The 12,313-nt window shown below is 63.9% G+C and carries 10 protein-coding genes; 6 read left to right on the top strand and 4 right to left on the bottom strand.

The genetic code is table 11. The features are described 5' to 3' along the window. Positions 1–20: 20 nt before the first annotated feature. The 4 genes from pimC to UP06_RS10520 all read right to left on the bottom strand — a co-directional run bounded on the left by pimC (position 21) and on the right by UP06_RS10520 (position 6,538). A complete protein-coding gene (gene pimC / locus UP06_RS10535) occupies positions 21–1,211 on the bottom strand; it encodes a pimeloyl-CoA dehydrogenase large subunit (protein WP_045002473.1) in 1,191 nt (396 codons plus the stop codon). Between the two features lie 141 nt (positions 1,212–1,352). Further along, positions 1,353–2,540, bottom strand: a complete 1,188-nt coding sequence (locus UP06_RS10530) for an acetyl-CoA C-acyltransferase (RefSeq protein ID WP_045002472.1) — start codon at positions 2,538–2,540, stop codon at positions 1,353–1,355. Further along, a complete protein-coding gene (pimA, locus tag UP06_RS10525) occupies positions 2,537–4,219 on the bottom strand; it encodes a dicarboxylate--CoA ligase PimA (RefSeq protein WP_045002471.1) in 1,683 nt (560 codons plus the stop codon). The genes UP06_RS10530 and pimA overlap by 4 nt, the downstream gene beginning before the upstream one ends. A gap of 222 nt (positions 4,220–4,441) precedes the next feature. Continuing rightward, positions 4,442–6,538 (bottom strand): 3-hydroxyacyl-CoA dehydrogenase NAD-binding domain-containing protein, encoded by a 2,097-nt coding sequence (locus UP06_RS10520; RefSeq protein ID WP_045002470.1) that lies wholly within the window; start codon positions 6,536–6,538, stop codon positions 4,442–4,444. A gap of 128 nt (positions 6,539–6,666) precedes the next feature. On the opposite strand from UP06_RS10520, the gene UP06_RS10515 reads away from it, so the two are divergent. From UP06_RS10515 to UP06_RS10490, 6 genes are all read left to right on the top strand, one after another. Continuing rightward, a complete protein-coding gene (locus tag UP06_RS10515) occupies positions 6,667–7,533 on the top strand; it encodes an IclR family transcriptional regulator (RefSeq protein ID WP_045002469.1) in 867 nt (288 codons plus the stop codon). Between the two features lie 66 nt (positions 7,534–7,599). Continuing rightward, on the top strand, positions 7,600–8,397 hold the full coding sequence (locus UP06_RS10510; RefSeq protein WP_045002468.1) for an ABC transporter ATP-binding protein: 798 nt from the start codon (positions 7,600–7,602) through the stop codon (positions 8,395–8,397). After that, a complete protein-coding gene (locus UP06_RS10505; RefSeq protein WP_045002467.1) occupies positions 8,394–9,107 on the top strand; it encodes an ABC transporter ATP-binding protein in 714 nt (237 codons plus the stop codon). The genes UP06_RS10510 and UP06_RS10505 overlap by 4 nt, the downstream gene beginning before the upstream one ends. Positions 9,108–9,119: 12 nt before the next feature. Further along, positions 9,120–9,998, top strand: coding sequence for a branched-chain amino acid ABC transporter permease (locus UP06_RS10500; protein ID WP_045002466.1), 879 nt, complete (start codon positions 9,120–9,122; stop codon positions 9,996–9,998). Positions 9,999–10,000: 2 nt separating this feature from the next. Beyond that, on the top strand, positions 10,001–11,020 hold the full coding sequence (locus tag UP06_RS10495) for a branched-chain amino acid ABC transporter permease (RefSeq protein WP_045002465.1): 1,020 nt from the start codon (positions 10,001–10,003) through the stop codon (positions 11,018–11,020). A 26-nt stretch (positions 11,021–11,046) separates the two neighbouring features. Further along, positions 11,047–12,276 (top strand): ABC transporter substrate-binding protein, encoded by a 1,230-nt coding sequence (locus UP06_RS10490; protein ID WP_045002464.1) that lies wholly within the window; start codon positions 11,047–11,049, stop codon positions 12,274–12,276. The last annotated feature ends 37 nt before the right edge of the window (positions 12,277–12,313 follow it).

Genomic DNA, 12,313 nt, shown 5'->3' with positions numbered 1-12,313 from the left:
ACGACACCGTCATTGTTGCGTCACAGCCCCAGCACCGCCTTGGCGATGATGTTGCGCTGGATCTCGTTGGAGCCGCCGTAGATCGAGACCTTGCGGTTGTTGAAATAGCTCGGCGCGATCTGGGCAGTCCACTCCATGGCTTCGTTCGAGCCGTCGTCGCCGTGCACATCGTAGGGTGCTGCGAACGGGCCGATCACTTCCATCAAGAGCTCGGTGGTGGTCTGCTGGATCTCGGAGCCCTTGATCTTCAGCACCGATGACGCCGGATTGGGCTTGCCCTTGCCGTGCTTGCCTTCGTCGGCGACGACGCGGAGCTGCGTCAGCTCGAGCGCCTTCAGCTCGATCTCGCAGGCAGCCAACTTCTCGCGGAACGCCGCGTCCTGAATGATCGGCTTGCCGCCGGACTCGACCTTGGAGGCGAGATCGCGGATGCGACGCAGCCGCTCCTTGGAGACGCCGACGCGCGCAATACCGGTGCGCTCATTGCCGAGCAGGAATTTGGCGTAATCCCAGCCCTTGTTCTCCTCGCCGATCAGGTTCTCGACAGGAACCTCGACGTCGTCAAAGAACACTTCGTTGACCTCGACGCCGCCGTCGATGGTCTGGATCGGACGCACGGTGACGCCCTTCGACTTCATCGAGAACACGATGAAGGAAATGCCCATCTGCTTCTTCGCGCTCGCATCGGTACGGCACAGGCAGAAGATCATGTCGGCGTGCTGCGCCAGCGTCGTCCAGGTCTTCTGGCCATTGATGATCCACTTGTCGCCCTTGCGCTCGGCCTTGGTCTTGAGCGAAGCGAGATCGGAGCCGGAGCCGGGCTCAGAGAAGCCCTGGCACCACCAGTCGTCGACATTGGCGATGCGGGGCAGATACTGCTTCTTCTGCTCTTCGTTGCCGAAGGTGTAAATGACCGGGCCGACCATGCTGACGCCGAAGGCGAGCGGCTGCGGCGCCGGATAGGACTGCAGCTCCTCGTTGAAGATGTAGTGCTGCACGGACGTCCAGCCGGTACCGCCATACTGCGTCGGCCAGTGGCTGGTGCCCCAACCCTTCTTGTTGAGGATGCGCCACCACGTCACCATCTCGTCCTTCGAGAGGTGGCGGCCTTCGACCAGCTTGCGCCGCGTGTCCGGCGGCACATTACCGCGGAAGAATGTCCGCACTTCCTCGCGAAACGCCTGCTCTTCCTTCGTGAATGCGAGATCCATCGGATCCTCCTGTGAATGTGTCGTCCCGGCGAAGGCCGGGACCCATAACCACAAATCTTCATTTTCTTGCACGGGCCATTGTCGCCCGTGCCCCAAACTCCGGCTACGGAGTATGGGTCCCGGCTTTCGCCGGGACGACGGTTACTGCAACACCTCGAACAAACCTGCCGCGCCCATGCCGCCGCCGACGCACATGGTGACGACCGCGTACTTCGCCTTGCGGCGGCGGCCTTCGATCAAAGCGTGGCCGGTCAGGCGCGCGCCCGACATGCCGTAGGGATGGCCGACCGCGATCGCGCCGCCGTCGACGTTGATCTTCTCGGGGTCGATGCCGAGCTTGTCGCGGCAATACAGCACCTGGACCGCGAAGGCTTCGTTCAACTCCCAGAGATCGATGTCGTCGACCTTGAGGCCGTGACGCTTCAGAAGGCGCGGCACGGCGAACACCGGGCCGATGCCCATCTCGTCCGGCTCGCAGCCGGCGGAGACGAAGCCGCGGAAGATACCAAGCGGCTTGAGGCCGCGCTTGGAAGCTTCCTTGTCGCTCATGATGACAGATGCGCTGGCGCCGTCGGAGAGCTGGCTGGCATTGCCGGCGGTGATCGAAAAGCCTTCGCCGCGCACGGCCTTGAGGCCGGCGAGGCCTTCAGCGGTCGTCTCCGGGCGCGGGCCTTCGTCCTGCGACAGCGTCACATCCTTGAACGAGACTTCGCCGGTCGCCTTGTCGGTCACCGCCATCCTGGTGGTGATCGGCGCGAGCTCGTCCTTGAACTTGCCGCCCTGTTGGGCTGCCGCGGTGCGGCGCTGGCTTTCCAGCGAATATTCGTCCTGCTTCTCGCGCGAGATGTTGTAGCGCTTGGCCACGACCTCAGCGGTGTCGATCATGGGCATGTAGACCTCGCCCTTGATCTTGAGCAGCGCCGGATCCTGGGCGTGGAAACCGTTCATCTTGTCGTTCTGCACGAGGCTGATCGACTCGCCGCCGCCGCCGACCGCGATCTCGACACCGTCAAAGATCACCGAACGCGCGGCAAGCGCGATCGCCTGGAGGCCCGAAGCGCATTGCCGGTCGATGGTGGTGCCGGCGACGGTGACGGGCAAACCAGCACGGAGCAGCGCCTTGCGCGCGATGTTGCCGCCGGTCGAACCCTGCTGGAGCGCCGCGCCCATCACGACGTCCTCGACCTCCTTCGGATCGACCTTGGCGCGGGCAACGGCCTCGCCGATGGCGTGGCCGAGCAAGGTCGCGCCTTCGGTGGCGTTGAGCATGCCGCGATAGGCCTTGCCGATCGGGGTGCGGGCGGTGGAAACGATGACGGCGTCGGTCAAGAGCGACCTCCTGATGCGTGTGGAGTGGATTGTGCTGGTTTCTGCTGCTGACGCAATTCGTGACGCGACAGCTTTCCGACCGGCGTGCGCGGCAGATCATCGACGAACTCGACCTCGGCCGGCAATTCGTGCTTGCCGACCTTGCCGGTCAGCTGCGCGCGCAACTCGTCGAGCGAGAACGGCTTTGCGTCCGGCTTGAGCTTGATGAAGGCCTTGGCGGCCTCGCCGCGATACTGGTCGGGAATGCCGAGCACAATCACCTCGTGCACGCCGGGAACGGTGTAGATCGCCTGCTCGATCATCTGCGGATAGACGTTGAAGCCGCCGGAAATGATCATGTCCTTCTTGCGGTCGACCAGGAAGAAATAGCCGTCGGTGTCGACATAGCCGATGTCGCCGGTGAGAAAGCGGCCGTCGGCAAAGGACTCCGCGGATTCCTTCGGCTTGTTCCAATAACCCTTGGTGACGTTCGGTCCCTTGATCCGGATCTCGCCGACTTCGCCTGATGGCAGCACCTTGGTCGGGTCGTCCAGCAAGACCACGTCGAGCTCGATGCCGGGGAGCATCAGGCCGATCGAACCCGGCTTGTCGGGACCGACCGGCGGATGGCCGGTGCCGGGCGAGCAGGTCTCGGTCATGCCCCAACCGCTCTTGAGCTTCTTGCCGATCTTGCGCTCGAAGAATTTTGCCACTTCCACCGGCAACGGCGCGCCGCCGGAGCCGATGGTGACGAGAGACGAGAAGTCGCGCTTGTCGAGATCGGGCAATGCTGCGATCGCGATCCACATCGTCGGCACGCCCGGGAAGTAAGTGGCGCGCTTGACCTCGATGTCGCGCATCACGGCCTCGACGTCGAAGCGCTGATGGATCGAGATCAGATTGCCGCGGCTGAGCGAGGACAGCAGCACGACGGTCAGCGCGTAGATGTGGAACAGCGGCAGCACGCAGATCACGCGCTCGATGGCATCGCCGCGCGTCGCGCGCGACGGCTTGCCCCAGACGTCATAGATCGACACCGCCGAGGTGAGATTGCCGTGTGTCAGCATGGCGCCTTTGGGCAGGCCGGTGGTGCCGCCAGTATATTGCAGCAGCGCGACGTCATCGGCCGTCATCTGCGGCCATTGCGCAGGCAGCGCCGCGCCTTCGACGAAGGTCTTGAAGGTCACGATGCGGGGATCACTCGGGATCGCGGCCTGCGGCGTGCCGACCTTGCCCCAATTGTCGTCCTCGCAGACGACCAGCCGATCGATCAGGCCCTTTTCCAGAAACTTCAGCGCGGTCGGCAACAGCGCTGCGAGGTTCGAGGTGACCAGCACCCGCGAGCCGGAATCGGAAACCTTGTGCGTCAGCGCAATCTCGCCGTCCAGTGGGGACAGATGCGCGACCCGCGCGCCGGCCTTCAGCGCGCCGAAGAAATTGACGGGATGATCGGGCGAGTTGCCGAGGAACAGCGCGACGGAGGTGTTCTTGCCGTAGCCGGCGCGCAGGAAGGCTGCGGCCGCGCGCTCGGCCATCGCGGCGAGCTCGGTGTAGGTGATCGGGCGATCGCGAAACTCCAGCGCGATGCGCGGGCCGTACTCGGCGGCGGCCTTGGACAGCAGGTCAGGCAGCGTGCCCTGGACGATGGTGTCGTCCCAACGCACGCCCTCGGGATAAAACTGTTCGCCGGGATGGGTCATTAACGGTCGATACTCTGCAAAGAGGTCGTGACGGTGTCGTGTGAGGCGGGCACCGGCGGATAGGCTCCCCTCCCCCTTGCGGGGAGGGGTTGGGGAAGGGGGTAGCCACAAACTCGGACCTCGCCCGGGGCTACCNCCCCTCCCTGACCCTCCCCCGCAAGGGGGGAGGGAACGGGGAGAGTGTGCCTCGGAGGAAGAGGTCGCGGCCACTGCCAATCCCGATCAAGCCGCTTTCGACGCCGCAGCCAGCGACGCGAACGTCTTGCCTTCCGCCGCGAGCTTCTTCAGCAGCGGCGCGGGCTCGAGGCTCGGATCGTTGGTTTCCTTGGCATAGAACGACAGACGATCGGCGATGTGCTTGAGGCCGACGGTATCAGCCCAGAACATCGGGCCGCCGCGGTAGATCGGCCAGCCGTAGCCATAGAGCCAGACCACGTCGATGTCGGACGGGCGCGCCGCGATGCCTTCTTCCAAAATTTTCGCGCCCTCGTTGATCATTGGATACATCATGCGCTCGAGGATCTCGTCGTCGCTGACGACGCGCTTCTTGCGCCCCAAGCGCAGCAGCGTCTCGTCGATCAGCTTCTCGACCTCGGGGTCGGGCAGCGCCGAGCGGGAGCCGGCTTCGTACTTGTAGTAGCCCTTGCCGGTCTTCTGGCCGAAGCGGCCGGCTTCGCACAGTGCGTCCGCGATCTCCGACTTGATGCCGCGATCTTTCCGCGAGCGCCAGCCGATGTCGAGGCCGGCGAGATCGCCCATCGCGAACGGACCCATCGGCATGCCGAATTTTGTCACGACAGCGTCGACCTGCTGCGGCAGCGCACCTTCGAACAGCAGCTTTTCGGACTGCTTGCCGCGCTGGGCCAGCATGCGGTTGCCGACAAAGCCGTCGCAGACACCGACCACGGCCGGCACCTTCGCGATCTTGCGCGCGATTGTCACGGCAGTCACCAGCGCGTCCGGCGCGGTCTTGTCGGCGCGGACGATCTCGCACAGCTTCATGACGTTGGCCGGCGAGAAGAAGTGCATGCCGAGCACGTCCTGCGGACGCTTGGTCGCCTTCGCGATCTCGTCGATGTTGAGATAGGACGTGTTCGAGGCGAGCACCGCGCCCGGCTTGACGTATTGGTCGAGCTTGCCGAACACTTCTTTCTTCACCGCCATGGTTTCGAACACGGCTTCGATCACCAGGTCAGCATCACCGACGTTCTCGATGCCGACGACGCCGGTGATCAGCGCCATGCGCTTGGCCGGTGCGTCAGCGGGAATGCCACCGCGCGCGGCAGTTGCTTCCCAGTTCTTCTGCATGATGCCGAGGCCGCGCTTGAGCTGCTCCTCGCCGGTCTCGATCAGGGTGACGGGAACGCCGGCATTGGCAAAAGACATCGCGATGCCGCCGCCCATGGTGCCCGCGCCGAGGATGGCGACGCGGTTGACCGGACGCGACTTGGTGCCCTCAGGTACGCCTGCGATCTTGGCGGCTTCGCGCTCGGCGAAGAAGGCGTAGCGCTGCGCCTTGGACTGGTCGCTGGCGACGAGCTTGAGAAAACCCTCGCGCTCCTTCTTCAGGCCCTCGTCGAACGGAAAATCGATGGCGTAGCCGACCGCGTCGGCGGCCGCGAACGGCGCTTCCAGGCCGCGCGACTTCTTGGTCAGCGCGGCAACCGCATTGGTGAAGATCGAGCGATCGGCCTTCGCAGCTGCGAGCTTGGAATCGTCGTCGCGCAGGCGGCGCAGCGGGCGCTTCTCGGCGAGCAATTTGCGAACAAAGGCTTCCCCGCCGGAGGCCGGACCCTCGACGATCTCCTCGATCAGGCCGTTCTTGAGCGCTTCGGCTGCGCCGATCGGGTCACCACCGACGATCATCTTGACCGCGAGTTCCGGTCCGACCGCGCGCGGCAGGCGCTGGGTGCCGCCGGCGCCCGGCAACAGACCGAGCTTCACCTCGGGCAGACCGAGCTTTGCCTCTTTAACAGCCACGCGGAAATGACAGGCCAGCGTGACCTCGAGGCCGCCGCCGAGCGCGGTCCCGTGGATCGCGGCCACGACCGGCTTCGGCGAGTTCTCGATCTCGGCAAGCACCTCGTTGAGGCCTGGCGACTTCGGCGGCTTGCCGAATTCGGTGATATCGGCACCCGCGATGAAGGTGCGGCCGGCGCAGGTCAGCACGATGCCCTTGATGACGGGATCGGCGATCGCGGCCTTGATGCACTCCAGAATACCGCCGCGCACTGCGGCGCTCAGCGCATTGACCGGAGGGCTGTTGACCGTGACGATCCCGACTTCGTCATGACGCTCTAACTTGACCACTTCGCTCACGGTGTCCCTCCTTGGTGGGGATTGCTTTTATTCGATTTCGCGGTGCGGAATTTAATTCCGCATCTTGACGGCAGGGTTATTTTGAAGCACGTGGCTTGTCAACGACTCCGCGCAAGAGCAGATCAGGGATGAAGCGTACAGGAAAGAAGACTGCGACCGATCGGAATTTCGTCGTCGCGCTTTCCCGCGGACTTGATGTATTGCGCGCATTCCACCCCAACGACGGCCTTCTCGGCAATCAGGAAATCGCGGCCCGCACCAATCTGCCCAAGCCGACCGTGTCGCGGCTGACTTATACGTTGACGAGGCTCGGTTATCTGACGCCGGTTCCCCGCTTCGAGAAGTATCAGCTGGCGCCGGCCGCAATGGCGCTCGGTTACGCGGCGTTAGCCAATCTCGGCGTTCGGCATTTGTCCGAGCCGTTTCGCGAGGACATGATGCGCGCGACCGGTGGCGCCGTCGCGATCGGCGGCCGCGACCGTCACAGCATGATCTATTTCGGGCAGAGCCGCGGCAGCGAGACGGTCGGCGTTCAACTTGACGTCGGCTCTCGCGTGCCGATTGCAACCAGCGCGATGGGCCGCGCCTATTTCTGGGCGCTGGGCGAAGACGATCGCGCCGAATTGTCGCGTGTCCTGCGCGAACATTACGGCAGCCGCTGGCCCAAGATGCGCGATGGGCTGGAACGTTCCGGCGAGACCGTCGCCAAACACGGTTTTGCGATTTCGGTCGGCGACTGGCACGACGACATCGGCGCGGCCGGCGTCGCGCTCAAGCTCAATGACGGAACCGGGCCTTACGCATTCAATTGCGGCGCGCCCGCATTCCGCTTCACGGAAGAGCGATTGATCAACGACATTGGACCGCGTCTGCTTGCGATGGTAAGGAACATCGAAGCGGCACTGGGGGGTCTGATGCCGCTATCCAAAAAAGACGACAGCAAAAAGCTGAAATCAGGAGGAAAAGTTGCGCGTGTGGCCGAGGGGATCAGATAGCCTTAGTCATCATCAGGAGCGGTTCACATCGCCCCTTCGCCCACAAAACGGTGTGGGCGAGACGAGATGACGCAGGCACAGCTCGCGCAGGGGACATCGCCTCTGCTCGCGGTTCGCGACGTCAGCGTCGTGTTCGGCGGCATCGTCGCGCTCAACGGTGTGTCGTTTGACATGCACAAGGGCCAGATCCTCGGTTTGATCGGCCCCAACGGCGCCGGCAAGACCACGCTCTTCAACTGCCTCTCCCGGCTCTACCAGCCGTCCTCCGGCGATATCCTGATGGAGGGCGCGAGCATTTTGAAACGGTCTCCGCACCGGATCGCCGAGATCGGGATCGGCCGTACTTTCCAGAACGTGGCCCTGTTTCCGAACCTCTCGGTGATGGACAACGTGCGGGTCGGCGCCCATTCGAAGACCTCCAGCGACATCATCAGCGACTCCCTCAGGCTCGCCTGGGTCCGGCGCAGCGAGGCCAGCGTCAACAAGAAGGTGCATGAGATCCTCGGCTATCTCAAACTCGAGGAGGTCGCCCACAACGTCGTGTCCGGGCTGCCCTTCGGCACGCAGAAGCGCGTCGAATTGGCGCGTGCGCTCGCAGCCGACCCGAAGATCCTGTTGCTCGACGAGCCTGCCGGCGGCCTCAACCACGAGGAAGTCTATGTGCTCGGCGACCTCATCCGCCGCATCCGCGACGAGCGCAACATGACCGTGCTGCTGGTCGAGCACCACATGGGCCTCGTGATGTCGATTGCCGACCACGTCGTCGCGCTGAATTTCGGCAAGAAGCTCGCGGAAGGCACGCCGGCCCAGGTGCAGGTCGACCCCGACGTCATCAAGGCCTATCTCGGGAGCAAGGACCAATGACGACGCTGCTCAACGTCAAGGACCTGCGTGCCTATTACGGCCAGGTCCAGGCGCTCCATGGCCTGTCCTTCTCGCTCAGCGAGGGCTCGCTGACGACGCTGCTCGGGGCCAACGGCGCCGGCAAGACCACGACGCTGCGCGCGATCTGCAACATGGTGCGCTCCACCGGCGGCATCGAGTTCGACGGCAAGCCGCTCAACAACCGCTCCACCGAAAGCATCGTGCGGTTCGGCATCGCCCATGTGCCGCAGGGCCGCGGCACCTTCACCACGATGACGGTGGAGGAAAATCTCCAGCTCGGTGCCATCACCCGCAAGGACAATGCCGGCATCGTCTCCGACATCGAGCGCATGTACGCGCATTTTCCGGTTTTGAAGCAGCGGCACACCCAGCAGGCCGGCACGCTCTCCGGCGGCGAGCAGCAGATGCTCGCGGTCGCGCGTGCGCTGATGCTGCGGCCGCGCCTGATGCTGCTGGACGAGCCCTCCTTTGGCCTCGCGCCACTCGTCGTGCGCGACCTGTTCGGCATCCTCGGCAAGATCAATCGCGAGGACAAGGTGTCGATCCTGGTGGTCGAGCAGAACGCCCAGCTCGCGCTCGAGCTCGCCGACCAGGCCTATGTGATCGAGACCGGCCGTATCGTGATGTCGGGCAATGCCAAGGACATCGCGAACAACGAAGAAATCCGCAAATCCTATCTGGGTTACTGAGGAGCCGGCACGATGGAGCTTTTCACCAACCAAGTCCTGGCTGGGATTGCCACCGGCGCGATCTATGCCTGCATGGCGCTCGCCGTGGTCATGATCTATCAGGCGATCGACCATCTCAACTTCGCGCAGGGCGAGATGGCGATGTTCTCGACCTTCATCTCCTGGCAGTTGATGCAATGGGGCATCCCCTATTGGGGCGCGTTCATCATCGCGCTGGCGCTCTCCTTTGTCGGCGGCATCGCGATCGAGCGCATCCTGTTCAAGCCGCTCGCCAAGGCGCCGGTGCTGACCAATGTCGCCGGCTTCATCGCGCTCTATGCGATCATCAACTCCTCGGCCGGCCTGATCTGGGACTTCACCATCAAGCAGTATCCGACTCCGTTCGGCTCCTCGCCGTTCCTCGGCAGCCAGCTGATCTCGACCCACCAGGCCGGTATGATCGGCGTCACCGTGCTGCTGCTGATCGCACTCTATTTCTTCTTCCAGTACACGCGGATCGGTCTCGCCATGCGGGCGGCCGCCTCGGTGCCTGAATCGGCCCGCCTGGTCGGCATCAATACGAGCTGGATGATCGCGCTCGGCTGGGGCATGGCGTCCGCCATCGGCGCCATCGCCGGCATGCTGATTGCGCCTGTCGTGTTCCTCGAGCCCAACATGATGGGCGGTGTGCTGATCTACGGCTTTGCCGCCGCGGTGCTCGGCGGACTGACCAGCCCGTTCGGCGCCGTGGTCGGCGGCTTCCTGGTCGGCATCTTCGAGAACCTCGCCGGCACCTACATCCCCGGCGTCGGCAATGAGCTGAAACTCCCGATCGCGCTCGCGCTGATCATCTCCGTCCTGGTCGTCAAACCCGCTGGTCTGTTCGGCCGGCACATCGTCAAGCGAGTTTGATCATGAGCGCAGCAGAAGAAGTCGTCGCCGAAGGCCACGAGGCGGTCGAGGCGGTTCCGAAGCGGGCCATGACGCTGGGCACCGGCACCTCGCTGCTGGTGCTGCTGCTTCTCATCGCCGTGCCGCTGTTTGCGAAGAACTTCGTCATCTTCCAGTTGACCCAGTTGCTGTATCTGGGTCTCGCCGTGCTGGCGCTGAACATCCTGACCGGCGGCTCGGGCCAGTTCTCGCTCGGCCAGAGCGCGTTCTACGGCATCGGCGCCTACGTCACCGCGGTGATGATGGAGCAGTTCAACGTCCCCTATTTCCTCTGCCTGCCGGTCGCGGCCGTGGTCTGCTTCGGCGCGGGCTTCCTGTTCGGCCAGCCGGCGCTGCGATTGTCCGGCGTGTATCTGGCGCTCGCGACCTTCGCACTCGCCACCGCCATGCCGCAGCTGCTGAAGCTGAACTTCCTCGAGCACTGGACCGGCGGCGTGCAGGGCCTCGTCGTCACCAAGCCGGACGCGCCGTTCGGGTTGCCGATGTCGCAGGACATGTGGCTCTACTACTTCACGCTCGTCGTCGTGATCGCGATCTACATCTTCTCGGTCAACCTGCTGCGCTCCCGCTCGGGCCGCGCCTTCATGGCGATCCGCGACAACGAGATCGCGGCCTCCGCCATGGGCGTCAACGTCGCACTCTACAAGACGCTCGCCTTCGGCGTCTCCGCCGCCATCACCGGCATCGCCGGCGGCCTGAGCGCGATCGCGGTGCAGTTCGTCGCGCCCGACAGCTTCACCATCACGCTTGCGATCCAGCTGTTCCTCGGCATGGTCGTCGGCGGCGTGGGCTGGCTGCCCGGCTCGATCGTCGGCGCCGCCTTCATCATCTTCGTGCCGAACATCGCGGAGGGCATCTCGAAGGGCCTCTCCGGCGCCGTGTTCGGCGTGCTCCTGTTCGCCGTCATCTACCTCGTGCCGCATGGCGCAAGGCAAATCGCAATCCTGGGCCAGCAACTCGCCGGAAAGCTCAGAAAGAACTGAAACCTCTTATAAACAAGGAGACCAAATTGTTTCTTGGAAGAATACTGCGAACCACCGCACTTGTAACGGCGGTCGCGACCCTCACCTCCGGCGCAGCACTCGCTCAGAAGACATACGACACCGGCGCGTCCGATACCGAGATCAAGATCGGCAACATCATGCCGTACAGCGGTCCGGCGTCGGCCTATGGCATCATCGGCAAGACCGAAGAAGCCTATTTCAAGATGATCAACGACAAGGGCGGCATCAACGGACGCAAGATCACCTACGTCACCTATGACGACGGCTATTCGCCGCCGAAGGCGGTCGAGCAGGTCCGCAAGCTGGTCGAGAGCGACGAGGTGCTCGCCGTGTTCAACCCGCTCGGCACGCCCTCGAACAGCGCGATCCAGAAATACCTCAACTCCAAGAAGATCCCGCAGCTGTTCGTCGCCACCGGCGCCACCAAGTGGAACGACCCGAAGGCCTTCCCCTGGACCATGGGCTGGCAGCCCTCCTACCAGAGCGAAGCGCAGATCTACGCGAAATGGCTGATCAAGGAGAAGCCGGACGCCAAGGTCGCGATCCTCTACCAGAACGACGATTTCGGCAAAGACTACCTCAAGGGCACCAAGGATGGTTTTGGCGCCAAGGCCTCATCCATGATCATCATGGAGGAGAGCTATGAGGTGTCCGAGCCGTCGATCGACGGCCACATCGTCAAGATCAAGGCCGCCAATCCCGACGTGCTCCTGATCTACACGACGCCGAAGTTCGGCGCCCAGACCATCAAGAAGACCGCCGAGCTCGGCTGGAAGCCGCTCCAGATCATCACCAACGTGTCGGCCTCGGTCGGCAGCGTGATGAAGCCGGCAGGCTTCGAGGCCGCTCAGGGCGTGCTGTCGGCGGCCTATGCCAAGGACGGCGCCGATCCGCGCTGGACCGACGATCCCGCCATGAAGAAGTGGGTGGAGTTCCTCGACAAGTACATGCCTGGCGCTGACAAGACCGATTCCAGCGTCGTCTACGGCTACGGTGCCGCGCAGACGCTGGCCAAGGCGCTCGAGCAGTGCGGCGACGATCTCACCCGCGCCAATCTGATGAAGCAGGCGGCGAGCCTGAAGGACTTCACGCCGGACACGCTGCTGCCCGGCGTCAAGATCAATACCGGCCCAAGCGATTTCGCCCCGATCAGCCAGCTCCAGATGCAGCGCTTCAAGGGCGAGAAATGGGAACAGTTCGGCGAGATCCTGAACGGCGACGTCGCTCCGGAATAATGCGCTGACGTTATAGTCCAAGGTCGAAAAGCCCCCG

The sequence above is a fragment of the Bradyrhizobium sp. LTSP857 genome (genome assembly GCF_000938285.1).
Taxonomy (GTDB): Bacteria; Pseudomonadota; Alphaproteobacteria; order Rhizobiales; family Xanthobacteraceae; genus Bradyrhizobium.
The sequence above is the reverse complement of the archived record's forward strand: the minus strand, read 5'-3'. Positions and strand labels throughout refer to the sequence as shown.